The sequence below is a fragment of the Mesorhizobium sp. WSM4814 genome (assembly GCF_055811595.1).
Genome location: NZ_JBVVQT010000001.1, coordinates 419,356 through 444,878, shown reverse-complemented (window position 1 = coordinate 444,878; position 25,523 = coordinate 419,356). Strand labels below are relative to the sequence as shown.

29 protein-coding genes are annotated in these 25,523 nt (G+C 63.2%); 12 read left to right on the top strand and 17 right to left on the bottom strand.

From position 1 onward, the window contains the following. Window positions 1-18: 18 nt before the first annotated feature. The 3 genes from AC0L2V_RS02070 to AC0L2V_RS02060 form a co-directional block, all read right to left on the bottom strand. Window positions 19-450: a lysozyme inhibitor LprI family protein gene (locus AC0L2V_RS02070; RefSeq protein ID WP_473519281.1), complete on the bottom strand. Its 432-nt coding sequence runs from the start codon at window positions 448-450 to the stop codon at window positions 19-21. 157 nt (window positions 451-607) lie between these two features. Continuing rightward, on the bottom strand, window positions 608-1,096 hold the full coding sequence (locus tag AC0L2V_RS02065) for a GNAT family N-acetyltransferase (protein ID WP_473519279.1): 489 nt from the start codon (window positions 1,094-1,096) through the stop codon (window positions 608-610). Between the two features lie 5 nt (window positions 1,097-1,101). Then, the gene (locus AC0L2V_RS02060) at window positions 1,102-1,965 is read right to left on the bottom strand and encodes a transglycosylase SLT domain-containing protein (RefSeq protein ID WP_473517851.1); all 864 of its coding nucleotides are present in this window, start codon (window positions 1,963-1,965) and stop codon (window positions 1,102-1,104) included. Between the two features lie 179 nt (window positions 1,966-2,144). Between AC0L2V_RS02060 and AC0L2V_RS02055 the strand changes: the two genes are divergently transcribed. Then, window positions 2,145-2,714 (top strand): methylated-DNA--[protein]-cysteine S-methyltransferase, encoded by a 570-nt coding sequence (locus AC0L2V_RS02055; RefSeq protein WP_473519278.1) that lies wholly within the window; start codon window positions 2,145-2,147, stop codon window positions 2,712-2,714. Between the two features lie 11 nt (window positions 2,715-2,725). On the opposite strand, the gene AC0L2V_RS02050 is transcribed toward AC0L2V_RS02055, so the two are convergent. Further along, window positions 2,726-3,052 (bottom strand): hypothetical protein, encoded by a 327-nt coding sequence (locus AC0L2V_RS02050; RefSeq protein ID WP_128186443.1) that lies wholly within the window; start codon window positions 3,050-3,052, stop codon window positions 2,726-2,728. A 330-nt stretch (window positions 3,053-3,382) separates the two neighbouring features. Here AC0L2V_RS02050 and AC0L2V_RS02045 point away from each other — a divergent pair, with 330 nt between their 5' ends. The 3 genes from AC0L2V_RS02045 (at window position 3,383) to AC0L2V_RS02035 (ending at window position 4,307) form a co-directional block, all read left to right on the top strand. Then, on the top strand, window positions 3,383-3,595 hold the full coding sequence (locus AC0L2V_RS02045) for a cold-shock protein (protein WP_023678332.1): 213 nt from the start codon (window positions 3,383-3,385) through the stop codon (window positions 3,593-3,595). A gap of 260 nt (window positions 3,596-3,855) precedes the next feature. Further along, window positions 3,856-4,056, top strand: coding sequence for a hypothetical protein (locus AC0L2V_RS02040; RefSeq protein ID WP_023799785.1), 201 nt, complete (start codon window positions 3,856-3,858; stop codon window positions 4,054-4,056). Further along, window positions 4,053-4,307: a type II toxin-antitoxin system RelE family toxin gene (locus tag AC0L2V_RS02035; protein WP_473519276.1), complete on the top strand. Its 255-nt coding sequence runs from the start codon at window positions 4,053-4,055 to the stop codon at window positions 4,305-4,307. The genes AC0L2V_RS02040 and AC0L2V_RS02035 overlap by 4 nt, the downstream gene beginning before the upstream one ends. Before the next feature lie 14 nt (window positions 4,308-4,321). Here the strand turns inward: AC0L2V_RS02035 and AC0L2V_RS02030 are convergent, their stop codons facing one another. From AC0L2V_RS02030 to AC0L2V_RS02020, 3 genes are all read right to left on the bottom strand, one after another. Continuing rightward, window positions 4,322-4,933 (bottom strand): glutathione S-transferase family protein, encoded by a 612-nt coding sequence (locus AC0L2V_RS02030; RefSeq protein WP_419694358.1) that lies wholly within the window; start codon window positions 4,931-4,933, stop codon window positions 4,322-4,324. Window positions 4,934-5,047: 114 nt separating this feature from the next. Further along, window positions 5,048-5,902 carry an EAL domain-containing protein gene (locus AC0L2V_RS02025; RefSeq protein WP_473519275.1) on the bottom strand — a complete coding sequence of 285 codons (855 nt, stop codon included), beginning with the start codon at window positions 5,900-5,902 and terminating at the stop codon, window positions 5,048-5,050. After that, window positions 5,899-6,834: an EAL domain-containing protein gene (locus AC0L2V_RS02020; RefSeq protein ID WP_473519274.1), complete on the bottom strand. Its 936-nt coding sequence runs from the start codon at window positions 6,832-6,834 to the stop codon at window positions 5,899-5,901. Before AC0L2V_RS02020 ends, AC0L2V_RS02025 begins: the two co-directional genes overlap by 4 nt. 205 nt (window positions 6,835-7,039) lie before the next feature. Here AC0L2V_RS02020 and AC0L2V_RS02015 point away from each other — a divergent pair, with 205 nt between their 5' ends. After that, window positions 7,040-8,242: a pyridoxal phosphate-dependent aminotransferase gene (locus AC0L2V_RS02015; RefSeq protein WP_473519273.1), complete on the top strand. Its 1,203-nt coding sequence runs from the start codon at window positions 7,040-7,042 to the stop codon at window positions 8,240-8,242. A gap of 61 nt (window positions 8,243-8,303) precedes the next feature. On the opposite strand, the gene AC0L2V_RS02010 is transcribed toward AC0L2V_RS02015, so the two are convergent. After that, the gene (locus AC0L2V_RS02010) at window positions 8,304-9,827 is read right to left on the bottom strand and encodes a DHA2 family efflux MFS transporter permease subunit (protein ID WP_473519272.1); all 1,524 of its coding nucleotides are present in this window, start codon (window positions 9,825-9,827) and stop codon (window positions 8,304-8,306) included. 71 nt (window positions 9,828-9,898) lie between these two features. Beyond that, complete coding sequence (locus AC0L2V_RS02005; protein WP_091595004.1) at window positions 9,899-10,306, bottom strand: (R)-mandelonitrile lyase; 408 nt, start codon at window positions 10,304-10,306, stop codon at window positions 9,899-9,901. Window positions 10,307-10,669: 363 nt separating this feature from the next. Between AC0L2V_RS02005 and AC0L2V_RS02000 the strand changes: the two genes are divergently transcribed. Beyond that, window positions 10,670-12,721 (top strand): elongation factor G, encoded by a 2,052-nt coding sequence (locus tag AC0L2V_RS02000; protein WP_473519271.1) that lies wholly within the window; start codon window positions 10,670-10,672, stop codon window positions 12,719-12,721. Window positions 12,722-13,483: 762 nt separating this feature from the next. Next, complete coding sequence (locus AC0L2V_RS01995; protein ID WP_473511234.1) at window positions 13,484-13,984, top strand: methyltransferase family protein; 501 nt, start codon at window positions 13,484-13,486, stop codon at window positions 13,982-13,984. 45 nt (window positions 13,985-14,029) lie between these two features. Here AC0L2V_RS01995 and AC0L2V_RS01990 read toward each other — a convergent pair whose 3' ends face one another. Further along, window positions 14,030-14,926 (bottom strand): LysR family transcriptional regulator, encoded by an 897-nt coding sequence (locus AC0L2V_RS01990; RefSeq protein ID WP_023799796.1) that lies wholly within the window; start codon window positions 14,924-14,926, stop codon window positions 14,030-14,032. Between the two features lie 72 nt (window positions 14,927-14,998). After that, window positions 14,999-15,973 carry a thioredoxin-disulfide reductase gene (gene trxB, locus AC0L2V_RS01985; RefSeq protein WP_473511232.1) on the bottom strand — a complete coding sequence of 325 codons (975 nt, stop codon included), beginning with the start codon at window positions 15,971-15,973 and terminating at the stop codon, window positions 14,999-15,001. Window positions 15,974-16,229: 256 nt separating this feature from the next. Here trxB and AC0L2V_RS01980 point away from each other — a divergent pair, with 256 nt between their 5' ends. After that, a complete protein-coding gene (locus tag AC0L2V_RS01980; RefSeq protein WP_128186463.1) occupies window positions 16,230-16,715 on the top strand; it encodes an Lrp/AsnC family transcriptional regulator in 486 nt (161 codons plus the stop codon). Here the strand turns inward: AC0L2V_RS01980 and AC0L2V_RS01975 are convergent. The 4 genes from AC0L2V_RS01975 to AC0L2V_RS01960 form a co-directional block, all read right to left on the bottom strand. Further along, complete coding sequence (locus AC0L2V_RS01975; protein WP_473511230.1) at window positions 16,696-17,376, bottom strand: D-glycero-alpha-D-manno-heptose-1,7-bisphosphate 7-phosphatase; 681 nt, start codon at window positions 17,374-17,376, stop codon at window positions 16,696-16,698. The genes AC0L2V_RS01980 and AC0L2V_RS01975 overlap by 20 nt on opposite strands. Further along, window positions 17,369-17,941, bottom strand: coding sequence for a D-sedoheptulose-7-phosphate isomerase (locus AC0L2V_RS01970; RefSeq protein ID WP_473511228.1), 573 nt, complete (start codon window positions 17,939-17,941; stop codon window positions 17,369-17,371). The genes AC0L2V_RS01975 and AC0L2V_RS01970 overlap by 8 nt, the downstream gene beginning before the upstream one ends. Before the next feature lie 7 nt (window positions 17,942-17,948). Further along, on the bottom strand, window positions 17,949-19,439 hold the full coding sequence (gene rfaE1, locus AC0L2V_RS01965; RefSeq protein WP_473511226.1) for a D-glycero-beta-D-manno-heptose-7-phosphate kinase: 1,491 nt from the start codon (window positions 19,437-19,439) through the stop codon (window positions 17,949-17,951). A gap of 154 nt (window positions 19,440-19,593) precedes the next feature. Beyond that, window positions 19,594-20,226: a LysE family translocator gene (locus AC0L2V_RS01960; protein ID WP_473511224.1), complete on the bottom strand. Its 633-nt coding sequence runs from the start codon at window positions 20,224-20,226 to the stop codon at window positions 19,594-19,596. 166 nt (window positions 20,227-20,392) lie between these two features. Here AC0L2V_RS01960 and rfaD point away from each other — a divergent pair, with 166 nt between their 5' ends. The 3 genes from rfaD to waaC are packed head-to-tail and all read left to right on the top strand — an operon-like array spanning window position 20,393 to window position 23,309. Then, window positions 20,393-21,340 (top strand): ADP-glyceromanno-heptose 6-epimerase, encoded by a 948-nt coding sequence (rfaD, locus tag AC0L2V_RS01955; protein WP_473511223.1) that lies wholly within the window; start codon window positions 20,393-20,395, stop codon window positions 21,338-21,340. Beyond that, window positions 21,316-22,323 (top strand): lipopolysaccharide heptosyltransferase II, encoded by a 1,008-nt coding sequence (gene waaF, locus AC0L2V_RS01950; protein ID WP_473519269.1) that lies wholly within the window; start codon window positions 21,316-21,318, stop codon window positions 22,321-22,323. Before rfaD ends, waaF begins: the two co-directional genes overlap by 25 nt. Then, complete coding sequence (gene waaC / locus AC0L2V_RS01945; protein ID WP_473519267.1) at window positions 22,320-23,309, top strand: lipopolysaccharide heptosyltransferase I; 990 nt, start codon at window positions 22,320-22,322, stop codon at window positions 23,307-23,309. The genes waaF and waaC overlap by 4 nt, the downstream gene beginning before the upstream one ends. Window positions 23,310-23,519: 210 nt before the next feature. On the opposite strand, the gene greA is transcribed toward waaC, so the two are convergent. Both greA and AC0L2V_RS01935 read right to left on the bottom strand, forming a co-directional pair. Further along, the gene (gene greA / locus AC0L2V_RS01940; RefSeq protein WP_023799806.1) at window positions 23,520-23,993 is read right to left on the bottom strand and encodes a transcription elongation factor GreA; all 474 of its coding nucleotides are present in this window, start codon (window positions 23,991-23,993) and stop codon (window positions 23,520-23,522) included. A gap of 284 nt (window positions 23,994-24,277) precedes the next feature. Then, window positions 24,278-24,835 (bottom strand): tetratricopeptide repeat protein, encoded by a 558-nt coding sequence (locus AC0L2V_RS01935; protein ID WP_473519265.1) that lies wholly within the window; start codon window positions 24,833-24,835, stop codon window positions 24,278-24,280. Window positions 24,836-25,032: 197 nt separating this feature from the next. Between AC0L2V_RS01935 and AC0L2V_RS01930 the strand changes: the two genes are divergently transcribed. After that, window positions 25,033-25,458, top strand: a complete 426-nt coding sequence (locus AC0L2V_RS01930; RefSeq protein WP_023799808.1) for a DUF3775 domain-containing protein — start codon at window positions 25,033-25,035, stop codon at window positions 25,456-25,458. Window positions 25,459-25,523 lie beyond the last annotated feature (65 nt).

Genomic DNA, 25,523 nt, shown 5'->3' with positions numbered 1-25,523 from the left:
CTTAGCCAGCGACAGAGGCTACTGCGGCGGCACTGGGCAGCTCGTATCGCCCTCCTGGCAGTTGAGATAGCCCTGAAAATCCTTCAGCCTGATGTTGGTGAGGCTCGCCTTGCAGCCGGCTATGGCCATCGGATACATGCTGCCTGCCATATCGGTCGGGCCGCCCTGGAAAGCGCATTCGGCATCGCGAAAGGCGACCCAGGCGCGCTGCGCGCCTACCAGCAGCTTCTTCGTCGCAGCGTCGTCCTTCAGCCTGCCCTCGATCTGCCTGTAGGCGTGGTTGAGCTTCTTGTCGGCTTCGGTGAACGACTTGCCGGCGCATTCGTTCATGGTCGCCTGGTCCTGTGCGTCGGCGCAATCGTCGGCGCGCGCGACGCCCGCAAGAAGCGGAAGGGCGAGGATCACCAGACCGGTTTTGGCCAGACCCGGTTTGAAAAGTAAAAGCCGCATCGTGTTTCTCCGGTTTAGGTCGAGACCCCGCCCGCGGCACGAAAGCCGCAGGATCGCAACTTAACTTCCGAACGGTTGCCGGCAAGATGCAGCCTGCCGCCTTGGTGGACACTTCGTTTCCGCACAATGCTCGCTGATCGGCTTCGCCAACCGCTCCTCACCCCGCCCAGTCGACTTCGAACATCCCCAGCCGCTCGTAAAGCCTGACCGCGGCAGAATTCTCAACCGTGTTGGTTTTGAGATCGACATGCGCAGCCCCGCGTGCCTGAAAGGTGGTGAAGACGTGCCACATCAGCGCTTCGGCGATGCCTCGGCCGCGCGCCTCGGGGTGGACGGCAAGGTCTTTCACGAACGCCCTCGTCCAGCACAATGCCGCGCCTGCCAGCCGACCCTTGCTGTCGATGACCAGGAAACACAAGGCAGGGTCGAATTCCGCGTCGCTTGAAATACGCGGCCACCATTCGTCGAAGGGCCCGTCGGCGCCATCGTCGAAGACGGTGGTCAGCAGCGTATGCAAAGCCAGCGCGTCGGCGGCCTCAAAACCGCGCATGACAAAACTTTCCGGCCAGCGCGGCGGGGCGAGCGTGTCGTCGAGGATCTTGCGCAGCCTTATGTCGTTCGGCGCCGGCGGGCGCGGCTCAGGCATGGCGTTCAGGCATCCGGCTGCAGGCGACGCCGACTGCGGTCGCGGCCCAGGCCGGTTTGTTCCAGCATGCCCTTGCGCTTGGCGTCGTAATAATAGCCGCTCTGGTAGAGCCGATCGGCGCGCTTGGCGTTGCCGCCGGCCACCAGCCAGGCGCCACGCAGATATTTCACAGCATATTTCAGATTGGTCTCGGCGTCGAACAACCCGCTCGCCGGCCCGTCATAGCCCATGCCGCGCGCCGTCGCATGCTTGATCTGCATCAGCCCCCAGTGGCCGCGATTGTAGGCCTTGGGATTGAAGGTGCTCTCGCGCTTGACGACGCGGCGCACCAGATCGACCGGAACCTGATAGAGGACGGCATATTTCTCGATCAGCCGCTCGATCTCGCCGCGCGGTCCCGCGGAATACTGTTTGGCAGGGCTGGTCGAAAGCAGGGCGGACGGATTCTCAGGCAGGGTGTAGGCGACCTGCTGGACGCCGGGCATCGTCTTGCCTGTCTCGCCGGTGACCGGCATCGCAACGGCGGCGGTCGCATAGACAGGCGCTGTGCCGGCTGGCGCGGCATCGGCCGTCATGACTGAAGGTGCAGTTGCGGCCAACGGGGTCGGGCCGGCAAAGGCCGCTGGCTGGGCGGGGGTCGCGGCGGGGTCGACGGCCAGCGCCGCGGTCTGGACGGGCGTGACGCCGGACGATTCCGGCAGCACCGAAACCGTGTCGGGCAGCGCCAGCGCATAGCCGGCGTCGCTACCAGCTGCGGCGGTTTCAGTCAGGGAAGGCACGGCCTTGGTCTGCGCGGTCGAAGTGCAGCCGCTGAGACCGGCCGCAGCGAGCATCACGCCGATCGCGGAAAAGATGATTTTTGCTGGCAAGCCGCGCTCGGGTCCGGTTCGTCTGTTAAGAAGTCCTTACACCAGCGGCTTTCCCCCGGCAATCCGCAGCCAGTTGGGATTTCCAATGGTTTTCGGGTGGCAACAGACCCCTGAGAATGCGATATCTCGTTCTCGATATGTACTGGACTACCATTCGTTCCTTCGGACAGGAGCACATCATGGAAGACACCTCTCAAGCCATCGCCGGCCACGCCGTCTTCGAAACCGCGATCGGCTTCATCGGCATCGCCTGGAGCGAGGCCGGGCTGACGAGGCTTTGCCTGCCCCAGCGCAGCCGCGACGCGGTGGAACGGCGGTTGCTGCGCCATGCCGGCAACGCCGCTTCGAGCGCCCGACCGCAATGGGTTGCCGAGCTGATCGCGTCGATAAAGGCCTATGCCGCCGGCGAGGACGTGGATTTCTCCGGTGTGCCGGTCGATCTCACCGGTGTCGACGATTTCCGCCTCGCAATCTACGACGCGGCGCGCAGGCTCGCCTATGGCGAGACCACCACCTATGGCGAACTGGCCAGGCGCGCCGGCCATGCCGGGCTGGCGCGAGAGACGGGCGCCGCGCTCGGCGCCAACCCGGTGCCGCTGGTCATCCCTTGCCACCGCATTCTTGCCGCCGGCGGCAAGATCGGCGGTTTTTCAGCGCCGGGCGGCTCGACCACCAAGGAGAAGATGCTGACGATGGAAGGCGTGCGCGTCGGTCCGCCGCCGCCGGCGCAGGTCTCTTTTGGATTTTGAGGCCGGCATTGCTAGTCCGGAAAGATGCGCCGGCGGAAATGCCGGTCTGTTTCCACGCGCTTGCACTTGTAGACGATGCAGGAGTTGGTATCGGCGCTCGGCACCGAAGCGCGTGCCCTGACCTCGCCCATGTTGCAGAAACTCTGGCTCCGCACATAACGGTCGTAGAGCGGCAGCCCCGGCGTGCGCGTCGACTGATAACGCAGGATGACGGCGCCTTCGCGTGCGATCGTCGCGCGCACCGTGCCACAGCTCATTCGGCTCGGGTCATAGCGCGAGATCGCCTGCGCCTCGGCGGCGACCAGCGTCAGGCAGGCGGCAAACAGGACAGTTTTCATGGTCCTCTCCCCAAACAGGACCGGACGCTCGGAGGCGGCACGATCCCTTCCCCGCAGCGTGCGATAGGCCATGCGACCCGGCGCAACGCCCGACGCTGCAACGCTTTCACGCGATTGGGGCGGCCATTGGGCAGCGCCGCATCAACGCCTTTTTTCGTGCAGTCTTGTTTTTTGCGGAGAAGCGGACTATATGATGTCCATTGATATTTCGGCCGATCGATCCGGGCCTCGCGATATTCGCGTTTGCTGACGTCTATCCCCAAAATCTCGATACAAACCGGCTGGACTTCGGTTCAGTCAAGCTAAAGCAAACGTATAAGGACTATCGAAATGGCAACAGGTACGGTCAAGTGGTTTAATTCCACCAAGGGTTTCGGCTTCATCCAGCCTGACAGCGGCGGCGCGGACGTTTTCGTCCACATCTCTGCAGTCGAGCGCGCTGGGCTGTCGACCCTGGTCGAAGGCCAGAAGATCAACTTCGAGATCGAGCAGGACCGCCGCACTGGCAAGTCGTCCGCTGGATCTCTGAGCAAGGCAGCCTGATTTTGCGAATGGCGCGCGCCGGGCGATAGCTCGGGGCGCGCGGCAAGTCACGGATGTACTGACGGTCGCGCGAGAAGCGCGCCGGAGCGGAAAGAACCCGACACGCCGAAGCAGCAGATTGCTGCCGGCCCGGCCAAAGCGCTCCCGATCAGGCTACCAAGCATGGGAAGGCGGGATTTTGTCCCGCCTTTTTGCTGTCCGGATTTCCGGATGAAACAGCTACCTTGGCCTTATTGTGCCAATCATGGTATTTTTAGGCGATGAGCAAGCTTGAACAGATTGAGAAATCCGTCGCCGAACTGAGCCCTGAGGAACTGAAGGCATTTGCCGCCTGGTTCGAGGCACTGAAAGCGGAGATGTGGGATCGGCAGATCGAAGCCGACGCCAAGGCTGGCAGGCTGGATAAACTTGCCGAGCAGGCCTTGGCCGACCATCGCGCCGGCCGGACCCGGTCTTTGTGAATCATGTCGCCACTCCCTTATTCTGGGAGGCTTATGCAAAACTGCCCTCATCGATCAGAGCAAAGGCGGACAAACGTTTCGCCAAGCTGCGTTCTGATCCGTTTCACCCGTCGCTGCATTTCAAACAGTTCGGACGCTATTGGTCGGCGCGGGTTGATCTCAACTACCGCGCCGTAGCTGTCCGTGACCACGATGACGTTGTCTGGTTTTGGATCGGCACCCACTCCGAATATGACCGCCTCCTGAAGTAGCCGTAAGGACAGAACTACCCCAGCCACTCCATCGGCACATGCCCAGGATCAGTCTCGACCCGTTTCAGCCAGGCCGCCACCGCCGGGTAGGCGTCGAGCTGAAAACCGCCCATCTCGGCCGTATGCGTATAGGCGTAGAGCGCGATGTCGGCGACGCTCAAGGCCTCGCCGGCAAAGAACGCACTGCCCGCCAGATGCTTGTTCATCACGCCGAGCGCCTTGTTGCCGCGCTCCAGCGTCAGCGCCAGCCGTTCCGGCGTCGCGTCCTTGGCCCGTTCGGGAAAGGTCAGCAGCGCCTTGCGCACCGCGATATAGGGTTCGTGGCTGTACTGCTCGAAGAACAGCCATTGATAGGCCAGTGCCCGCTCGTATCTGTCGGCCGGCAGCAACCGCGTGCCTTCGGCGAGATAGAGCAGAATGGCGTTGGATTCGGCAAGCCGCCGGCCGTCGTCGAGTTCAAGCAGCGGCACCATGGCGTTCGGGTTCTTGGCGACATAGTCCGGCTTGCGCGTGTCGCCGGTGTGCGAGCTGACCTCGACATTGGTGAAAGCGATGCCGAGCTTGGCCATCAACAGGCGCGGCTTGTAGCAATTGCCGCTGTCGATCATTCCATAGAGTATGGTCATTGGTGCTCCCATCGCCGCTCCCCTCGGCGGAGCCGCCTTTAGCGGCAATTATCCTGGCAGCGACGGCTTCCTCCAGTGATTTGTTTTGGCGCAACCATCAACGCCGCTGATAGATCACCCAAACAACGGCACGACGTTGTTGGCCATGCCAAGCAGCCTGTCGATGGGCAGCGGCTCCTCGTCGAAGACCGTGCCGGCCAGCGCCGGCCGGGCAAGGTAAAATCCTTGCATCAGGTCAACGCCGCCGTCCAGCGCGACGCGCAGATGCGTGGATTGCTCGATGCCTTCGACCAGCACCTTGGCGCCGCGGTCATGCAGCGCGGAGACCAGCGGCCGGAAAAACCGTTCGGCGGCGGCATGGCGGCAGAATTCCGCGAACCAGGTGCCGTCGATCTTGACGATGTCGGGCTGGACAAGGGCGACCCGCTCTTCCGTCGAATGCCCGGTGCCGAAATCGTCGATGGCGATACGGATGCCGTCACGCCGCATCTCGCGCGCCAGGCTGACGAGCACCTTGTCTTCGGCCGCCTGTTCGGTGATCTCGCAGACCAGCATGCTGGGGTGCAGGTCGAACTCGGCGAGACGCCTGGTCATCAGCCTGATTTCTGCCAGCGCTCGCCCGGGGTCATCGTTGATCAGCGGATTGTAGTTGAAGAACAGGTCGAGCCCGCCGACGCCGATGTTGCGGAAATTCCTGAGATGCAGCACCCGGCACATCGTCTCTACGAACAGGCGATCCGCCACGGGGATGCCCTCGAAGAATACGCGCGGCGCGACCGGCCTGCCGGCGCGGTGCGGCTCGATCAGGCCTTCGACGGCGACGGCCTTCAAAAACCTGCCGCGCGGCGCAAAGATCGGCTGATAGGCGCTCCTCAGCCGGAACGCGCCATAGACGCCATATTCGATCCCGACTTCGTCGGCAAAGATTGCCTCGCCGACATTGCGCCGCCTGTCGGGCCGCCCGGTCATGGCACCACCTTGCGCCCGAAAGCCCGTTTCGGCCGCGGCGAAGGCGAGACGGTCGCAGGCGCCGCGCCGGCGTCAGGCGCCGTCACCGGCATCTGCCTTTCCTTGCCGAAGACTTGGCTTTCCTTGCCGAAGGCTTGGCTTTCGTTGCCGAAGACGTGAAAGCTGGTAGGTGCAAGCTCCGGGCGCGCCAGCGCAAATCCCTGCACCATCGAGGCTCCCGATTTCTCGGCCAGTTCAAGCTGCCAGCCCTCCTCGATGCCCTCGAACACGGTGCGGATGCCTTGCTGTTCGAAACTTGCCACCATGGCGGTCAGCAGCGCGAAGCCGGCGCCGGACTCCATCAGTTGCATGATCCAGTTGGCGTCGAATTTGACGATGTCAGGCCTGAGCTCCTTGATCCGGTTGATGTCGGACTCTTCGGCGCCGTAGTCGTCGACCGCGATGCGAAACCCGTTGGCCCTGAGCGCCTCGACGAAATTGTAGAGCGTTTCCTGCGACGCCGACTTTTGCTCGGTCACCTCGCAGACGACGCGGTTCGCATCGATCCCGGCCTCATGCAGCACCAGCCGCATGTCGCGCAGCGCACTGTCGGCGATGCTGCGATCGGTGAACACCGACGGATCGAAGTTGATGAAAATGAATGCCTCCTGCGGCAGGCAGGCGCCGGCGTTCAAAAGGTGCAGCGTCCTTGTCAGCGCCTCGATATGCAGGCGGTCGACCGTCGGACAGGCGTTGAAAAAACTCACCGGCGTCTGCGGCTCGGCGTCGCGGAACGGCCGGATCAGGCCCTCGAATCCGGTGATGGACAATTTGCCGTTGCTGAAGGCAAAAATCGGCTGGAAGGCGCTTTGCAGCGTATAATTGCCCCAGACACCGCTGGCGGTGCCGTCATCGTGGCGGACGATATGGGCAAGCCCGATGCTGCGCGACACGGTTCCTCCCGTTGCGAGACTGGTGGAATGGGTCGTGATCCAGCCAACCGGAGTTTTACCGCGGGTAAGTGAATTTATTGTTGCCGGATTTGCCGGGGATTTGAGGTCTGGCTCATCCGACAATGCTTGCGCTTGGCGGGATGATGCGACATGAGAGACGCCGCGGTCGGATGGACCGCCCGGCCCTACAGGAGACAACGCCGTCATGGCCTTTCTTGCCGACGCCCTTTCCCGCGTAAAACCTTCCGCGACCATCGCAGTGACGCAGAAAGCGCGCGAGCTGAAAAACGCCGGCCGCGACGTGATCGGGCTGGGTGCCGGCGAACCGGACTTCGACACGCCGGACAATATCAAGAACGCTGCGATCGAGGCCATCCGCCGCGGCGAAACGAAATATCCTCCAGTTTCCGGCATCGTGCCGCTGCGCGAGGCAATCGCCCAAAAATTCAAGCGCGAGAACAATCTCGATTACCGGCCGGAGCAGACCATCGTCGGCACCGGCGGCAAGCAGATCCTGTTCAATGCCTTCATGGCGACGCTGAACCCCGGCGACGAGGTCATCATTCCGAGGCCGTACTGGGTCAGCTATCCCGAGATGGTAGCGATCTGCGGCGGCACCCCGGCATTTGCCGACACTTCCATCGACAACGGCTTCAAGCTGACGGCGGCGGCGTTGCAAAAGGCGATCACGCCGCGCACCAAATGGCTGTTGATGAACTCACCGTCGAACCCGTCGGGCGCCGCCTACAGCGAGGCTGAGTTGCGTGCTCTGGCCGACGTGCTGCTCGAACACCCCGATGTCTGGGTGCTGACCGACGACATGTACGAGCACCTGATCTACGGCGATTTCGTCTTCACGACCATCGCCGAGGTCGAGCCGAAGCTTTATGAGCGCACCCTGACCATGAACGGCGTGTCAAAGGCCTATGCGATGACAGGCTGGCGCATCGGCTATGCGGCCGGGCCGGTGGCGCTGATCAAGGCGATGGACATGATCCAGGGCCAGCAGACCTCCGGCGCCTGCACCATTGCCCAGTGGGCATCGGTCGAGGCGCTGAACGGTCCGCAGGATTTCATTGCGAAAAACAAGGCGATTTTCCAAGATCGGCGCGATCTCGTCGTGTCGATGCTCAATCAAGCGCGCGGCATCACATGTCCGTCTCCCGAAGGGGCTTTCTACGTCTATCCGTCCTGTTCCCAGTTGATCGGCAAGAAGACCAAAGCCGGCAAGCTGATCGACAGCGACGAAGCCTTCTGCTCGGAACTGCTCGAGGCCGAGGGCGTGGCGGTCGTGTTCGGTTCGGCATTCGGCCTCGGCCCGAACTTCCGCATCTCCTATGCCACGTCGGAGGCGTTGCTCGAAGAGGCCTGCGCCCGCATCCAGCGCTTCACCGCCTCGCTGACCTGATCAAGCGCATATCGAACACCAAACCCGGCTCGCAATCGGGTTTTGGCGGTCGGCGCCAGCCTCATCCCTGGCGACTTTGATTGGTTTCGCGCGCCGAACGAGCCTCGGCCGGCGCCAGAATGGCGGCCAGAAGCCCGGCCGTGATGAACGAAACGATGGCGGCCGTCAGCATCGCCGCATGGAAGCCCCCGGCATAGGCGGCTGCGAACAGATCGCGCAGGCCGTCCTTGCCCATCGCCGCATCGGCTGCGAAATGGTGCCTTGAAACCGCGGCGCGGGCCACCGCTCCGGCATTGGCGACACCGGCATTTTCAAGATGCGCCGTCAGCAGGGCTGTTGCCCGCATGCTCATCAAGGCGCCAAGCAGGGCGATTCCGATGGCGGTGCCGCCCTGGCGGGTTGCGTTGATCACCGCCGACACCATGCCCGAACGCTCGCGCGGCGCAAACGACATCGCGGCAGCGCTGCCGGTCGGGATGGACAGCGCATTGCCGAGACCGCCGACGGCAAACAGCAGGCCGATCGTCACATAGGGTGTCGAGGGTCCAACCCAGCACATGCCCAGCATGGAAAGACCGCTCGAAAGATAGCCCGATGTCATCAGCGCCGAGTGTCCGTAGCGCTGACTGAGCCTGCCGATCGCCGGCGACACGACCATTTGGACGAGGAACAGCGGTGCCATGCACAGGCCGGTCTGTGTCGGCGACCAGCCCTGTGCCTGCTGCAGGAATATCGAATAGAGGAAGACGCTGGTGTAGGAGGTGAGGCCGAGCGCGAACGAGGCGACATTGGCGACGGCGAAGCGAACGTCGCGGAACAGGCCAAGCGGCAGCATCGGCCGCGGCGTGCGTGCCTCGAAGACAAGGAATGCCACCAGGCCGGCGAAGCCGACGACAAGGGCGATAACAGCCTCTCGATCGCCCCAACCTTTTTCGCCTGCCGATATCAGGCCGAAGGTCAAGGCGCCCAGCCACAGAATGCTGAGCGCCAGGCCGACAAGGTCGAGATGGGCATGCTCGGGGTGTGAAGTCTCTACGATCGAAGCCGCACCGAGCGCGATCGTGGCCAGGCCGAGCGGCAGGTTGATCAGAAAAATGCTCTGCCATCCGGCGGTTTCGACCAGGAGGCCGCCGACGACCGGGCCGGTGAGCAGCGAGACGGCTGCGAACGACGCCCAGCCTCCGATGACGCCGGCACGCTCGCGACCGTCGGGAAACGCCTGCGTCAGAATCGACAGCGCACCCGGAATGATCAGCGATCCGGCTATCCCCTGCACCACCCGGCCCACCAGCAGCACCGACAGGTTGGGCGCGATTGCACATATGGCAGAGCCAGCCACGAAGATGCCGATGCCTGCCAGCCAGGAGCGCTTGCGCCCGTAGCGGTCGCCGATCAGGCCTGCCGACAGCATGAAGGCCGACAGGCAAAGCGTGTAGGCGTCGATCACCCATTGCAGCCCGGCGAAATCGATGCCGAGCGCAATCTGGATCGTCGGCAGGGCGACGTTGACGATGCTGATGTCGAGCAGTGCGACGAATGTGCCGAGATAGACTGCGGCAACAAGAGGCAAGCGACGGTTCGACATGAAACCCAAACCTGAGCGTGGAAATCACCTACAATGATCAGACGCGACCAATGATCAGACGCGACCCGCTTTTAGGTCCGATCAACGCCGCCATACTGCTCGTCGGTCACCGTCTCCAGCCAGTCGGCATGGACGCCGTCGAGCGCCTCCTGCATGGCGATATGCGCCATCGCCGATTTTGGACCGGCGCCGTGCCAATGCTTTTCGTCAGGCGCAAACGAGATGACGTCGCCGGCCCTGATTGCCTGTATCGGCTCGCCCCAGCTTTGCGCCAGGCCGGCGCCTGACACGACATAGAGCGTCTGGCCCAGCGGATGCGTATGCCAGTGGGTACGCGCGCCGGGCTCAAAACCGACCATGATGGCGCGTAGCCGCGCCGGCGCTTCCTTCTCGATGATCGGCGTCTGCCACACGCGGCCGGTGAAGTACTTTTCCGGCGCAATGACGGTCGGCACGCTGCCGCAAGCAATGATCTTCATCGTCGCAAAGTCCTCAGGCTGATGGCGGATCGGTCGGCGACGATCCGCTCCTTTTTCTCGCAGGAAGCGGCACTTTCATCCGATAACCATCATGGCGCAACCGCTTTTGCTGCCGTTCGGCGACCTGTCACGGCATTGACGGAAAGCCCAGACCCGCGATCGACGCTTCGCCGATCATGGCTCAACATCCGCGACATCAGGCGATCCCCCGATTCTCAAGTCACCCGATTCTCAAATCACTTGCCCTCCCGCCTAACCCGTGGGACGATGCCTTTGGGTAGGCGGCAAACTGAAAAAGCCCCGCCCGCGACGGTCGACAGGCCGGCCGCCGCTCCCAGGGAAACGCCTGAGTGGAGGTCAGTCATGGGAACTCGCGCCGGAGGACGACGCACGGGACCGAAATGCATTGCCATCGTCGGTCCCTTTGCAAGCGGTAAGACGACACTTCTCGAAGCCATATTGGCCCGTACGGGCGCCATCCCCCGCCAGAATCCGGTCTCCTCGGGAAACACAGTTTCCGATCATTCGCCCGAGGCACGCGCCCACGCCATGAGCGTTGAGGCGACGTTTGCCACCACCGACTTCATGGGCGAGCAACTCACCTTCGTCGATTGTCCCGGCTCCATCGAATTCTCCTTCGAGGCAGAGCCGGTTCTGGCCGCCTGCGACATCGCCGTGGTCGTCGCCGAAGCCGACGAGAAGAAGATCCCTGCCCTGCAGCTGATCATGCGCAAGCTCGATGATCTCGGCGTGCCGCGCATCATGTTCCTCAACAAGGTCGACAAGGCGATATCAGGCGTGCGCGACACGCTGAAGATGTTGCAGCCGGCGAGCTCGGTGCCTTTGCTGCTGCGCCAGATCCCGCTGCGCAAGGACGGCGTGGTGATCGGCTCGATCGACCTGGCGCTGGAGCGCGCCTACATCTATCGCGAATATGCCGAAAGCGAAGTCGCCCAGATCCCCAGCGACGACAAGGCGCGCGAGCTCGAAGCGCGCTTTTCCATGCTGGAGACGCTCGCCGACCATGATGATCAACTGATGGAGCAGCTGCTCGACGAAATCGAGCCGCCCAAGGACGCCATCTTCGACGACCTGGCCGCCGACTTGCGCGATGGTGCCGTGACGCCGGTGCTGATCGGCACCGCCGAGAAGGGCAATGGTGTGCTGCGGCTGCTAAAAACGATCCGCCACGACGCGCCTGATGTTGAAGCAACACACAAGCGCCTCGACGCACCAGACGGCAATGCGACCGTGGTCCAGGTGATGAAGACCATCCACACCGCGCATGGCGGCAAGCTGTCGATCTCGCGCATCCTGTCCGGCCAGCTTGCCGACGCCTCCGAGCTCTTCCTTTCGAACGGCGCGACGGCAAAGGTCTCCGGCATCTACAGAATGCTCGGCAAGGACCAGACCAAGCTCACCTCGGCCCCGGCCGGCGACACCGTCGCGCTCGGCAAGATGGACGAGGTCACGACCGGTCAGACCTTGAGCTCGGTCAAGGGCGGCATCAACCCCTTGTTCACGCTGACGCCGCCGCAACCGGTCTTCGCCTTTGCGTTGCGACCGAAGGAACGCAAGGACGAGGTCAAGATGTCGGCGGCCATCCAGCGCCTTGCCGAGGAAGATCCCTCGCTCAGCGTGCGCCACAATCAGGATTCGGCCGAAACCGTGCTGTCGGGCCATGGCGAAATGCATCTGCGTGTCGTGCGCGAGCGGCTGGAGGGCAAGAACCAGATTCCAGTCGAAGGCCATCCGCCGGCCGTGCCTTACCGCGAGACGATCCGCAAAGCGGCGCAGCAGCGTGGCCGTCACAAGAAGCAGTCGGGCGGCCATGGCCAGTTCGGCGACGTGGTGATCGAGATCAAGCCGCTGCCGCGCGGCTCCGGTTTCCAGTTCACCGACACCATCACCGGCGGCGCCGTGCCGAAAACCTATATCCAGTCGGTCGAGGCCGGCGTGCGCGATTATCTGAAATCGGGCCCGCTCGGCTTTCCAGTGGTCGACGTCGCCGTCAACCTGTCCGACGGCTCCTATCATTCCGTCGATTCGTCGGACATGGCCTTCCAGATGGCGGCAAAGCTGGCGATGAAGGAAGGCATGGCCGCCTGCTCGCCGGTGCTGCTTGAACCGATCATGAAGGTGGAAATCGTCACGCCGTCCGACGCGACATCGAAAATCATCGCCCTGATCCCGCAGCGGCGCGGCCAAATCCTCGGCTATGATGCGCGGCCCGGCTGGCCGGGATGGGATGTCGTCGAGGCGACCATGCCGCAGGCCGAGATCGGCGATCTGATCATCGAGCTGCGTTCGGCCACAGCGGGCGTGGCCAGCTATCGTGCCAGCTTCGACCATATGGCTGAACTCACCGGCCGCCTGGCCGATGAGGCGTTGAACGCCAATGGCAAGGCCGCCTGACACTGGAACTTGGCGACGGTCAGGCTGCAGAACACAAGGAAACGGCGTCCGGACATGATCCGGACGCCGTTCTCTTGCGGACCGTCTTCGTGGGAGGCGAAATGGCAGGTCCGCCGCACATGCCGCCAACGCTTGACAGCCTCAGCGGAAGAATAGTTCGGACGCGGTAGCCGCCTGAGCCCGGATCGTCCGAGTGATGCCCCCATCTCCCGCACGAACCACACCGCGTCCTATGATCTGCTTAGTCGATGCTGCGCGCCTGCGACATGTTACCTGAGGTTACATGTCACTGTTACATGACAATTTCGGTCGGCTTTGCGTCAGCGTCGGCAGGGTTCGGGATACAAAAAAGCCGGATCAACGAAGATCCGGCTGAGTTTGATTGGAAGTGCCTGTTAAGGCTAACCTCCAGAGGGGAACACTCGAGGGCGCTAATGGGAGGAGAACGCGCCCAGGAGATGATCCATATATGTGCTCATCATGCCCAAGAAACAAGCATCTATTTTGCAACACTCGCATGCAAAATGACACAGGCTGTGGTCTAAGCCGTTGCTTGGCCTCGTAGGACCAGAAGAATCGCGAAATGCGGTGCGCAGCCAGTCAAGAATCACTGCGAAATAGCGAACCAGCGCCGATTTTCGGTCCAGAATGCAGAAAACAACGAATGATGGCGAATCAGGCAGCGCGCGTTTATTTTTGCGGCAGCCGTTATTTTTGGGGCAGACATGCATCGGCCCGAAAATCGCGACCAAGGAAGCCCCGATGAGGACCCGTCAGGCGATCGCCGGCAGCGCGCTGTTCTTCATCGCAGCGCCCGGTGTGGTCGCGGGATTGCTGCCCTGGCTGTTGACCGATCGCTATCGCATGCCATGGTCGACCCTGCCCGGCCTGGTCCCGGTCGGCTGGGTCCTGATTGTCGTTGCAACGGCCTTGCTGCTTCATGCCTTTGCCCGTTTTGCTCTCGAAGGCCGAGGCACGCCCGCTCCGGTCGCCCCAACCGATCGACTGGTTGTCGGCGGCATCTACCGCCATGTCCGCAACCCGATGTATGTGGCTGTGCTGGCGATCATCCTTGGCCAGGCGCTGCTGTTTTCGAGCGCGGCTCTCGTCGCCTATGCCGCTATCGCCGCCGTCGCCATGGTCTCGTTCGTGAAGTTCCATGAGGAACCGACGCTTGCCCGCCGCTATGGCGCCGAGTACGAGGCCTACCGCCATGCCGTTCCAGGCTGGCTCCCCCGCCTGACGCCATGGCGCGGCCAGTAGGAGTGGATCGTCCGCAATGCATGGTGGTAAGGGATGTGCAGAGGTTTAGAATGACCAACTACGCGCCTTGGCGATGATGAAATCGCGGAAGACGTGCAGCTTCGCCTGGTTCTTCATCGCATCGGGATAGGCGAAATAGGTGTCGAAGGACGGCACTTCGGTCTCCGGCAGCAACTGCACCAGGCCTGAATCCTTGCTGACCACATAGTCGGGCAGCATGGCGATGCCGGCGCCACCCTGGACCGCGCGCTTGATCGACAATATGTCGTTGATCTGCAGCGTCGGCACCCTTTGCCCGCCTTCGAAATCGCCGACCGTTTCCAGCCAGTTCAATTCCGACAGATGCGCCGGCACCGGCACGCCGAAGGTGACGATGCGATGGCTCTTCAGCTCGGCGATCGACGCCGGCTTGCCGTATTTGTTGACGTAGGAAGGGGCGGCGTAGAGATGGAAATGCACCGTGAACAGGCGGCGCTGGATGAGATCGGGCTGCTGCGGCTGGCGCAGCCGGATCGCGCAGTCCGCCCGGCGCATGGTGAGATCGAGTTCCTCGTTCGCCAGGATCAGCTGCAGGCTGATCTCGGGATAGAGCTCGATGAATTCCTGCACGCGCTCGGTCAGCCAGCCGGCACCGAGCCCCACTGTGGTCGTCACCCTGAGCACGCCGGAAGGCCGATCCTTGGCCTCGGTCAGCCGCGACTTGATCGTCTCCAGCTTCATCAGCACGTCATGCGCCGTGCGGAACAGCATCTCACCCTGCTCGGTCAGCACCAGGCCGCGGGCATGGCGATTGAACAGCGGCACGCCGACATCATGTTCGAGCGCGCTGACCTGCCGCGAGATCGCCGATTGCGACAGATGCAGTGTCTCGGCGGCGTGGGTGAACGACCCAGCTTCCGCCGCAGCGTGAAACACGCGTAGCTTGTCCCAGTCCAACGCCATGATGCCCCCATTCTGTTTTCTGGCGTCTGAATGAAAAATCAGGCTTTTGCACGGCTTTTCTCGGCCGCTTGTTTACTCCGCCGCTTCGCGGTGAACTTCGATCCCGGCGAGGTACTTTTCCGCCTCGAGCGCGGCCATGCAGCCGAGCCCCGCCGCCGTCACCGCCTGGCGGTAGATGTCGTCGGTCACGTCGCCGGCGGCGAACACGCCCGGCACGTCGGTGCAGGTCGAATCCGGCGCCGTCCACAGATAGCCGTTCGGCTTCTGCTTCAGCTTGCCGGCGAACAGCTCGACCGCCGGCGCATGGCCGATCGCCACGAACACGCCGTCGACCATCAGATGCATCTCCTGGCCAGTCACCAGATTGCGCAGCTTCAGTCCTTCCACCGACGGCGGCAGCGGCATCTTGCCGGCCTGACCGGTGATCTCGTCGACGACGGTGTCCCAGATAACGCGGACATTGTCCTTCTTGAACAGCCGCTCGCTGAGGATGCGCTCGGCGCGGAAGTCGCTGCGTCGGTGGATGACCGTCACGCTCTTGGCCAGGTTGGAAAGGTAAAGCGCCTCCTCCACCGCCGAATTGCCGCCGCCGATCACCGCGACATCCTTGCCGCGATAGAAGAAGCCGTCGCAGGTGGCGCAGGCCGACACGCCGAAGCCCATAAAAGTCTGTTCGCTCGGGATGCCCAGCCATTTCGCCTGCGCACCGGTGGCGATAATCAGCGCGTCGGCGGTATAGGTAGCGCCGGAATCGCCTTTGGCACGGAACGGCCGCACATTGAGGTCGACCTCGGTGATGATGTCGTTGATGACGTCGGTGCCGACATGCTCGGCCTGTTTCAGCATTTGCTCCATCAGCCACGGACCCTGGATCGGATCGGCGAAGCCCGGATAGTTTTCGACATCGGTGGTGATCATCAACTGGCCGCCCTGCTGCAGGCCGGCGACCAGCATCGGCTTCAGCATGGCGCGGGCGGCGTAAATCGCCGCCGTATAGCCGGCGGGACCGGAGCCGATGATGAGAACGGGTGCGTGCTTGGACGTCATATCAGGGCTTTCACAACAACCGGACGCGAATGAAGCGTCCGGCACAGGGATCGATTTCGGCCCTAATCTAGGTGTTGCGGGCGACGCCAGCAAGACGACCTCGCCTTCGTCCCCGGAAAGCTTCCCCGCAAACAGACGATCCATGAACATCTTGCGCGGGCGACTGTGCCAAAATCAGCGACTGAAGGGATGGAATGGACACCAAAGTCGTTTACAAAATCACGAAAGATTCTTGCGTGAAGCGCCGAAGGTATCCATGCCGCTCAAAGCCGATCTCGATGCCATTGACTGGAAGATCCTGCGCGAGCTTCAGCACGACGGGCGCATGACCAATGTCGAATTGTCCGGCCGCGTCGGCATTTCGGCGCCGCCATGCCTGCGTCGCGTCAGGCGGCTGGAAGAGACCGGCATCATCCGCGGCTATCGCGCCTTGCTCAATGCGCCGGCGCTCGGCCTGGACGTCGTCGCCTTTTGCCTCATCGGCCTGCATCACCAGGCCGACGCGGAGCTGAAAACCTTCGCCGAACGCACCCGCGGCTGGCCGATCGTTCGCGACGCCTGGATGGTGTCGGGCGAATCCGACTTCTTGCTGCATTGCGTGGCGAGCGACCTCGGCGCCTTTCAGACCTTCGTCATCGAGGAACTGGCCTCGGCGCCGAATGTCGACACGGTGCGGACGGCACTGACCATCCGTCGCGTCAAGGACGAGGGCCTGGTGGCTTTCAGCGAAGTGAGACCTTAATCCGGCCGAGCTCGGCGATGGCGTCGCAGAGTTTGCTGTGATCGTTATCGGTCGTCAGGTTACGCATCCTGGACGCACCTTCGCCGGAAGTCCGATTGGATCTGCCGTTCACCAGCCAACCCTCGCAGAGCCCGGCTCGCCGTCCGGCTTCCATGTCATCGGCCTTATCGCCGACGATGATCGATCGGCTGATATCCACGCACAGCAGATCGCGGGCGCGCAGAAGCATGCCCGGATTGGGCTTGCGCATCGGATGATCAGCTGCTGCCAGCTCGCCCGTCCCGCTCGAATGGTAGGCGCAGGCGAGCATCAGATCGATCCGGCAATTCTGCGCTTCGAGAAGCGCCAGCAGCCGGGCATTGACCGCGGCGAACTCCGGCCAGCCGAAATAGCCGCGGGCTATGCCTGATTGATTGGAGACCACGATTGCCGGAACGCCGGCGATGTTGGCCGTTCGGATCACCGGCAGCATCTGCGGCCGCAGCACGATGTCAGCCGGATCGCTGGGGTAGCCGCTATCGACATTGATGGTGCCGTCGCGGTCGAGGAACAGCGCCGGCGTGCCAGCTGGAAAAGCGGAGCTGCCGACCCGCTCGACCCACAGGCCCGGCGCTTCGAGCGGGTAATGATCAGACCTCACGACCGGGCCGATGTCAGCCATCACAGAGGCGCGCTTCGACCATTTCGCACAGATGATGATAGAGACACAGATGCCCCTGCTGGATGATCGGCGTCGAGGTCGAGGGCACGTTGAGCAGTATATCGGAGAGCGGCTTGAGCTTGCCGCCGCTGTCGCCGGTCAGGCTGATCACCGTCATGTCCATCATGCGCGCCTGTTCGGCGGCGGCGAGGATACTGGGCGAGTTGCCGCTGGTCGAGATGGCGAGCAGCACGGCGCCCGCGGCACCATGCGCCTCGACCTGGCGTGAAAACACCGTATCGAAGCCGTAATCATTGCCCCAGGCGGTCAGCACCGCCGCATTGGCCGGCAGCGCGATGACGTTGTAGGCCTTGCGCTCCTTCAGGAAGCGGCCGACCAGTTCGCCGGCGATATGGATGGCGTCGCTGGCCGAGCCGCCATTGCCGCAGATCAGCAGCGCCTTGCCCTGCGAAAGCGCGGCCACGACGGTGGCAACCGCCCGCTCCATCTCGCTGGTGAGGTCGCGCTCGACCATTGCGGTGATCGCGGCCGCCGAGCGGACCAGATAGTCGTTCAGTTCGGACATGAAAACCTCAGTTTGTGCTGCCGGCGCGCAACTTGCCGATGGTGCCGGTGGTGCTCTTGCCGGCGACGAGATCGACCAGCACGACGCGGCCGCCCGCCTTTTGCACGATTTCGGCGCCGACCACCTGATCGATCGTATAGTCGGCGCCCTTGACCAGTATGTCGGGCTTCAGCGCCTCGATCAGCGCGAGCGGCGTGTCTTCCTCGAAGACGACGACGGCATCGACCGAGGCAAGCGCCGCCAGCACGCAGGCCCGGTCATGCTCGTCGTTGACCGGGCGCCCCGGCCCTTTCAGCCGGCGCACCGAGGCATCGCTGTTGAGGCCGAGAACCAGCCGGTCGCACTGGCTGCGCGCCGCGTGCAAAAGGCTGACATGGCCGGCATGAAGGATATCGAAGCAGCCATTGGTGAAGCCGACGCTCAGGCCTTCGTCCTTCCACGTCGCCACCAGCCGTGCGGCGGCAGTGGCATCGAGAATTGCATCCTTGTGGGCAACCGATCCATGCGAGCGAAACAGCGCGCCGGTGAGTTCCTCGACCGTCAGCCGTGCGGTGCCGCGTTTTCCCACCACCACGCCAGCCGCCGCGTTGGCGATGGCCGCGGCAATGACGCGGTCGGCACCCGCAGCCAGAGCCAACGCAAACGTAGCGATGACCGTGTCGCCGGCGCCGGAAACGTCGAACACTTCTCGCGCCTGCGTGGCGATGTGGCGGGCATCGTCGGCGTCGACGACGCTCATGCCCTTTTCGCTGCGCGTCGCGACGACGAACTCGAAGCCATGTGCCGAGATCAGCGCACGCGCCGCGGCGACGATCTCGTCATCGGCAAACACCGCGCGTCCGACCGCCTCGCCAAGTTCCTTGCGATTGGGGGTGATCGCCGTCGCCCCGCAATAGCAAGCATAGTCGCGGCCCTTGGGATCGACCAGCACCGGCTTTCCCGCCTCGCGGCAGATCGAGATCAGCTCGCCGGCGACGCCGTCGAGCAACATGCCCTTGCCGTAGTCGGACAGGATGACGATGTCGGCTTGCGCGAGCCCGGCCCGGAACAGCCGGATCAGCGTTGCCCGCTCGGCGTCGCCCAGCGGCTTGATTTCCTCTTCGTCGAAGCGCAGCACCTGCTGGTTGAGCGCGCTGAAGCGGCTTTTCGACGAGGTCATCCGGTTGGCGTCCTGCGCGAGACCGCCAGTGTCGACGCCAAGCTCGGTGAGCATGCGCATGAGATTGTCGCCGGCCGGATCGGCGCCGATCACCGAAACCGGTATTGCGACGCCGCCGAGCGAGACGATGTTGGCGACGACATTGCCGGCGCCACCCATTGCCGAGGTTTCGCCACGCCCGCGCAGCACCGGAATGGGCGCTTCAGGCGAAATCCGCTCGATGACGCCGTTGACGAAACGGTCGAGGATGAAGTCGCCGACCACCAGCACGGTGACGTTGCCGAACCGCGAGATGGCGCGGTGAAGCGGTTCGGGAGAAGGCAGGTATTGCTCGCTCATGTCATCTTTCGACGTGCAATGAGAGCCGGTCCCGATGCTCATGAAAACGCTGGACTGGCAGGGCTGGTCGTTCATGGCGAAGCCGATATACCGCAATTCGGCTCAGCGCAACGGCAGGCGCCGAACCGACCACAGCCAACGCCGGTTTGGCGGATCAACTTTTCTGCAAAGCCACATGAACACCCAATCCGACCAGCACCGCGCCGCCCGCACGCCGCATCAGGCGTTGCGCGTGGCTCGAGCGCCGCAGCCTGGTGATCAGCGCACCAGCCAGCACCACGCACATGACATCCGCCGAGGAGAACATCAGATTGACGATCGTTCCGAGGACGAGGAATTGCAGCCAGACGGGAAACGTCGCCGATGCGTCGATGAATTGCGGCAGGAACGCCATGAAGAAGATTGCAGTTTTTGGATTGAGCACCTCGACGGTGATGCTCTCGAAAAAGGCGCGGCGGGCGGATTTCGGCTCGATGCTTGAGATAACAGCATCGTCTTGCGCCCTGGCGCGGAACAGCGACACACCCAGCCAGATCAGATAGAGCGCGCCGGCCAGCTTGACCGCCATGTAGAGCGTCGGCACGGCATGGAAAAGCACGGACAGTCCTGCAGCGGCAGCGACGACGTGCACATAGCCGCCAAGATGGATACCCAACGCCGCCGTCAGGCCGGACCAGCGGCCGCGCGCCATGGTTTGCGCAGCAGCGTAAAGCATCGCCGGACCGGGGATGTAGGCAAAGATCGCCGTGGTGGCGAAAAAGGCGATAAGCAGTTCGGTCGACGGCATTACCCTTGCTCCTGTCGTGCTTCGCCGGTGGATTGCCGACTGAAGCGAAAGCTGTGCGGCGGCACTGAGGTCTGCAGCCAACCGCCGGATTGCGACCTGCTTTATCGACAGCCCCGCAAGCCTCCCCTATAAGGGCCGGAATCGGCACAAGATACCAGAGGCTTTCATGATCATCGTCACGGGCGGCGCCGGCATGATCGGCTCAAACATAGTCGCCGCGCTCAATGCCGAAGGGATCAGCGACATTCTCGTCGTCGACGACCTGACCGACGGCCACAAGATCGCCAATCTCGCCGACCTGCAGATCGCCGATTATCTCGACAAGGACGATTTCCTGCCGCGGATGGAGGCCGGCGACCTCGGCCGCATCGAGGCCGTTTTCCACCAGGGCGCCTGTTCGACCACCACCGAGTGGAACGGCAAGTTCATGATGGAAGTGAACTACGCCTATTCGAAGCGGCTGCTGCATGCCTGCCTGGCGCTGCGGCTGCCTTTCCTCTATGCCTCCTCGGCTTCCGTCTATGGCGGCGGCGCCGAGTTTCGCGAGGAGCCGGACTGCGAGCGCCCGCTCAATGTCTATGCCTATTCAAAGAAGCTGTTCGACGACTATGTCCGCCGCACCGTCTTCGAAACCGACCATTCGCCGGTGGCAGGCCTGCGTTACTTCAACGTCTATGGGCCACGCGAGGCGCACAAGGGCGCCATGGCCTCGGTCGCCTACCATCTGTTCAACCAGGTCGAGCAAGGCCACAACCCAAAGCTGTTCGGCGCCTATGACGGTTTCGGACCTGGCGAGCAGAGCCGCGACTTCATCCATGTCGGCGACGTTGCCGATATCAATCTATGGTTGTGGAAACGCGGATCGAGCGGCATCTTCAACTGCGGCACCGGCCGTGCCCAGCCGTTCCGCGCCATTGCCGAGACTGTGATCGGCGCGCTCGGCAAAGGCGAGATCGAGTTCATCGACTTCCCCGATCACCTCAAGGGCAGCTACCAGAGTTTTACGCAAGCTGACATGTCCCGGTTGCGCGCCGCCGGTTACAATGGTCAGTTTCGCACAGTGGAAACCGGCGTCAGAGACTATGTCGAATGGCTGAAAGCCCAACGATCCTAGTGATCGGCCCACGCTGGGTGGGCGACATGGTGATGGCGCAGTGCCTGTTCTCGGCGCTGGGAGAGCTTCACCCGAACGCCGCAATCGACGTGCTGGCGCCGGCATGGGCGGCGCCGCTGGTCAAGCGGATGCCCGAAATACGCCGGCAGGTCGATCTGCCGCTGAAATCCGGAGCGCTGGAATTCCGCATGCGAAGGCGCTTCGGCCGCCTGCTGCGCGGCCACTACGACATCGCCTATGTCATGCCTGGAAGCTGGAAGTCGGCGCTGGTCCCGTTCTTTGCCCGCATTCCGCGCCGTGTCGGCTACCTCAAGGAAATGCGCTACGGGCTGCTGACCGATATCGTAGTGTTGCCCGACGATGTGAAACGGCGCACGGCGCAGGCCTATTTCGGCCTCGCGCAAGGCGGCACGTTCCGTGCCCCCAAGCTCGCCGTCGACACGAAAAACCAGGCGGCATTGCTGGGCCGCTTCGGGCTGGAGGCGAAAAAATTCGTCGCGCTGATGCCCGGCGCCGAATTCGGCCCCGCCAAACGCTGGCCGAGCGACCGCTATGCCGGCCTTGCCCGCGACATGATGGAAAAAGGTTTTGCGGTCGCGCTGTTCGGATCGAAGAACGACGCCGACGTAACGGCGGAAATCGCCACGCTTGCCCCGGGCGCTGGCGATCTCGCCGGCCAGACGCGGCTGGAGGACGCCATCGACCTGATCGCCGCGGCCAGGCTTGCGGTGTCGAACGACAGTGGGCTGATGCATGTTGCCGCCGCGGTCGGCACGCCGATCGTAGCCGTCTACGGCTCGACCTCGCCGCACAATACGCCGCCGCTCGCCGAGCAGCGCGAACTGGTCTGGCTCGGCCTGTCCTGTTCGCCCTGCCACCGGAAAATCTGCCCGCTCGGCCACCTCAACTGCCTGAACACGCTTGAGGTGGCACAGGTCGCGGCAGCAGTGGAACGGCTGCTGGAAATGCCGGCCGCCGCATGAGGGTGCTGATCGTCAAGACATCCTCGATGGGTGACGTCATCCACAGCTTTCCTGCCGTCGAGGATGCGCGCCGCAACCGGCCGGACGTGTCGTTCGACTGGTGTGTGGAAGAGGCTTTTGCCGGCATCGTGGCGCTGCATCCGGCGATCGCAACCATCCACACCGTGGCGATCCGGCGCTGGCGCACCAGCCCGCTCGTCCCCAGCACATGGCGCGAGGCAGCGGGGTTGCGCCGCGCCTTGCGGGAGTGCCGCTACGATCTCGTCATCGATGCGCAAGGATTGCTGAAGTCGGCCGTGGTGGCGAAACAGGCCGCGGCGCCGATCGCCGGCTTCGACCGGTCGAGCGCTCGCGAGCCTTCGGCGACCTTGTTCTACGCCCGCCGCTATGCTGTGCCGCGCGACCTGCACGCCATCGAACGCACAAGGCGGCTGTTCGGGCTGGCGCTCGGCTATGAACCGGACTTTTCCGGGCTCGACTCCGGCATCGTGCCGCCGGCCGTCGGGTCGACCTTTGTCGGCGGAAAAACCGCCTTCCTGCTGCACGGCACCAGCCGCGAGGACAAGAAATGGCCGGTCGGCGACTGGATCGAGACGGCCCGGCGTCTCGTGGAAAGAGGAATGACGCCGGTCACCACCTGGTCGAACGACAGGGAAAAGGCGGTTGCCGAGGCGATTGCCCAGGCTGTTCCACAGACAGTGCTGGTGCCGAAATCACCGCTTGCTGAGATCGCCGCGATCATCGGCCGGTCGGTGCTGGTCATCGGCGCCGATACCGGCCTTACCCACCTCGCCAGTGCCTTCGGCCTGCCGACCGTCGCGGTGTTTGTGGCGACAGAACCCGGCCTGACCGGGCCGCGCGGGCCGTTCTCGTCAACGCTGCTGGCCACGCCCGGCGCTCGTGTCGCGCCTGGGGAGGTGTTGGCTGAGGCAGAGAAGTTGCTGGAGCGCCAAACGCTTAGTCGGGCCGGCGCCGGCAAGAATTGATTTGTGCAAATCAATTCAATCGGGAAAGGTCGGCGCCGCCATCTTCCCTTCTCCCCTTGTGGGAGAAGGTGGATTGGCGCGCAGCGCCAAGACGGTTGAGGGGTGCTGGCCGGAGTGCTGTTGGTGCCAAGCTGGAACACCCCTCATCCGACCTCGCTTCGCGAGGCCACCTTCTCCCACAAGGGGAGAAGGCAGAGCAGCACCAATCCCTCAGATGAACTGCACCTGGACGATCTCGTAGCCCCGCGCGCCGCCTGGCGCGTTGACCTCGATGGCATCGCCGACTTCCTTGCCGATCAGCGCCCGCGCGATCGGTGAGGAGATCGAGATGCGGCCTGACTTCACGTCCGCCTCCTGGTCGCCGACGATCTGGTAGGTCTTCTTCTCTTCCGTGTCCTCGTCGACCAGCACCACGGTCGCGCCGAACTTGACCTTTTCGCCGCTGAGCTTGGTGATGTCGATCACCTCGGCGCGGGCGATAAAATCCTCGAGCTCGTTGACGCGGCCCTCATTGAGACTCTGCGCCTCTTTCGCCGCGTGGTATTCCGCGTTTTCGGAGAGATCGCCGTGCGAGCGCGCTTCGGAGATTGCTTCGATGATGCGCGGCCGCTCTTCCTGCTGGCGCCAGCGCAGTTCTTCCTTCAATGACGCGAACCCCTCGCCTGTCATCGGGACCTTGTTCATAATGCCTGACCTTTCCTGCCGCCGCCCCCGCATTCCGGGAGCGACCTTGTCGATGGGTACAAAAAGAAAACGGTCCGGCAGCCTCGGGCTAACGGAACCGTGTCACCGCAATTTCCTCCAATATAGCAATCTTCGCGGGTTTTTCACGCCAAAAAATCGGTTTTGAAAAATTCGCCCGCCATTTGCGGAAATGCCGTCATGGCAGCCCGGCTGGCCGAGCGAGCGGCAATAAAAACCGGCTGCGATTGCTCACAGCCGGTGGTGAGGCGTGTTCGGGCTTCTATTCAGCTCTTCATGAAACGGTCTATCTGCTCGGACAGCATGCCGTATTCACGAGATCCCTTGCCGATGCGTTTCTCGATCTCGCGGAGCTGTTCCCGGGCGCCGGCGAGATCGCCGATCTGCAGATGCGCCTCGCCGAGATATTCGCGTACCAGCGTGTAATCAGGATCGATGCGCAGCGCTTCCTCATAATAGCCGAGACCGACGGTGACGCGTCCGGAATGGCGGTGCGAGTAGCCGAGGTAGTTGAGGATGCGAGGGTCTTTCTTGTCCGCAGCCAGGCTGAGCACGGCAATCGCCTCGTCATAACGTCCTGCCATCGCCAGCGCGCGGCCGGCTTCATAGATGTTGTCGTCGTCCAGCATGCCGTGCTTGGGCGCGACGCACTTCTTCAGCTTCTTGTCCCAGACCTTGCCTTTCTTGCACTGTGTCGTCTGGCTGCCACCGCCACCGCCTCCACCTGCGCCGCCTCCGCCACCCTCGCCCGCCGAAAACACCGGAACCGCAAACAGCGGCAGGGCGGCAACCGCCAGAACCTGGATCAGCAATCGTCTGCGCATCGAACCCTCCCTGAAGCATGACAATGCAAGACTAACGCCGGGCAAAAGCGGTTTCATCCCGGAAAAAAGCCGCGGCCAGTGAAAGCCTTTTCAACGGCCCGCGCCAGTAGGAAAATGGAAGCGCCGAACAAAACGTGACGAGCGCCGCAAATCCGCTATCATCCAGCAAACGCCAACGGAGTATGCGGAGACGGCCAGTGCAGCGGCGCCTTGAAAAAGAATGGGAGCTTTCGATCGGTCCCGACACGGTGCGCCTGTTCATCCTCAAGGCGAAGGCGTTGAGCGCCGCCGTCAACGAAGACTATGCCGATGGCGCCGAGCACGAGGTAGAACTCGATAGCGAGGCGCATGACAACCATCATCATGACGGTCTCGTCGAGGAACGTTCCGAGGACCTCACCGAAGAAGAGCTGCGCGAACTGATCAACGACCTCAATGTCGATGAGGCGGCCGAACTCGTCGCCCTCGCCTGGGTTGGACGCGGCGACTATGACGCCTCGGAATGGGCGGACGCGCTGACGGCCGCGCGCGAGCGCGCCAACAAGCGCACGGCGAAATATCTGCTCGGCATGCCGTTGTTGGCCGACTGGCTGGAGGAAGGGCTGGAAGCGATCGGTGCGTAACACCGCGGTCACCGTTTGTGATCGGCCAATGCCCTCGTTCAGGCAACTTCCGCATTCGCCCGCCG

What these genes read in the sequence shown, in the direction of transcription:
- waaF (WP_473519269.1), top strand. Translation starts at nt 21,316, where the DNA reads ATGGCTGAAAGCCCAACGATCCTAGTGATCGGCCCACGCTGGGTGGGC.
- AC0L2V_RS02005 (WP_091595004.1), bottom strand. Translation starts at nt 10,306, where the DNA reads ATGAAGATCATTGCTTGCGGCAGCGTGCCGACCGTCATTGCGCCGGAA.
- AC0L2V_RS01960 (WP_473511224.1), bottom strand. Translation starts at nt 20,226, where the DNA reads ATGCCGTCGACCGAACTGCTTATCGCCTTTTTCGCCACCACGGCGATC.
- AC0L2V_RS02065 (WP_473519279.1), bottom strand. Translation starts at nt 1,096, where the DNA reads ATGCCTGAGCCGCGCCCGCCGGCGCCGAACGACATAAGGCTGCGCAAG.
- AC0L2V_RS02030 (WP_419694358.1), bottom strand. Translation starts at nt 4,933, where the DNA reads ATGACCATACTCTATGGAATGATCGACAGCGGCAATTGCTACAAGCCG.
- rfaD (WP_473511223.1), top strand. Translation starts at nt 20,393, where the DNA reads ATGATCATCGTCACGGGCGGCGCCGGCATGATCGGCTCAAACATAGTC.
- waaC (WP_473519267.1), top strand. Translation starts at nt 22,320, where the DNA reads ATGAGGGTGCTGATCGTCAAGACATCCTCGATGGGTGACGTCATCCAC.
- AC0L2V_RS01980 (WP_128186463.1), top strand. Translation starts at nt 16,230, where the DNA reads ATGCCGCTCAAAGCCGATCTCGATGCCATTGACTGGAAGATCCTGCGC.
- AC0L2V_RS02040 (WP_023799785.1), top strand. Translation starts at nt 3,856, where the DNA reads ATGAGCAAGCTTGAACAGATTGAGAAATCCGTCGCCGAACTGAGCCCT.
- AC0L2V_RS02000 (WP_473519271.1), top strand. Translation starts at nt 10,670, where the DNA reads ATGGGAACTCGCGCCGGAGGACGACGCACGGGACCGAAATGCATTGCC.
- AC0L2V_RS01935 (WP_473519265.1), bottom strand. Translation starts at nt 24,835, where the DNA reads ATGCGCAGACGATTGCTGATCCAGGTTCTGGCGGTTGCCGCCCTGCCG.
- rfaE1 (WP_473511226.1), bottom strand. Translation starts at nt 19,439, where the DNA reads ATGAGCGAGCAATACCTGCCTTCTCCCGAACCGCTTCACCGCGCCATC.
- AC0L2V_RS02045 (WP_023678332.1), top strand. Translation starts at nt 3,383, where the DNA reads ATGGCAACAGGTACGGTCAAGTGGTTTAATTCCACCAAGGGTTTCGGC.
- AC0L2V_RS02055 (WP_473519278.1), top strand. Translation starts at nt 2,145, where the DNA reads ATGGAAGACACCTCTCAAGCCATCGCCGGCCACGCCGTCTTCGAAACC.
- trxB (WP_473511232.1), bottom strand. Translation starts at nt 15,973, where the DNA reads ATGACGTCCAAGCACGCACCCGTTCTCATCATCGGCTCCGGTCCCGCC.
- AC0L2V_RS01970 (WP_473511228.1), bottom strand. Translation starts at nt 17,941, where the DNA reads ATGTCCGAACTGAACGACTATCTGGTCCGCTCGGCGGCCGCGATCACC.
- AC0L2V_RS01990 (WP_023799796.1), bottom strand. Translation starts at nt 14,926, where the DNA reads ATGGCGTTGGACTGGGACAAGCTACGCGTGTTTCACGCTGCGGCGGAA.
- AC0L2V_RS02015 (WP_473519273.1), top strand. Translation starts at nt 7,040, where the DNA reads ATGGCCTTTCTTGCCGACGCCCTTTCCCGCGTAAAACCTTCCGCGACC.
- AC0L2V_RS01995 (WP_473511234.1), top strand. Translation starts at nt 13,484, where the DNA reads ATGAGGACCCGTCAGGCGATCGCCGGCAGCGCGCTGTTCTTCATCGCA.
- AC0L2V_RS02010 (WP_473519272.1), bottom strand. Translation starts at nt 9,827, where the DNA reads ATGTCGAACCGTCGCTTGCCTCTTGTTGCCGCAGTCTATCTCGGCACA.
- greA (WP_023799806.1), bottom strand. Translation starts at nt 23,993, where the DNA reads ATGAACAAGGTCCCGATGACAGGCGAGGGGTTCGCGTCATTGAAGGAA.
- AC0L2V_RS02025 (WP_473519275.1), bottom strand. Translation starts at nt 5,902, where the DNA reads ATGACCGGGCGGCCCGACAGGCGGCGCAATGTCGGCGAGGCAATCTTT.
- AC0L2V_RS02050 (WP_128186443.1), bottom strand. Translation starts at nt 3,052, where the DNA reads ATGAAAACTGTCCTGTTTGCCGCCTGCCTGACGCTGGTCGCCGCCGAG.
- AC0L2V_RS01975 (WP_473511230.1), bottom strand. Translation starts at nt 17,376, where the DNA reads ATGGCTGACATCGGCCCGGTCGTGAGGTCTGATCATTACCCGCTCGAA.
- AC0L2V_RS02070 (WP_473519281.1), bottom strand. Translation starts at nt 450, where the DNA reads ATGCGGCTTTTACTTTTCAAACCGGGTCTGGCCAAAACCGGTCTGGTG.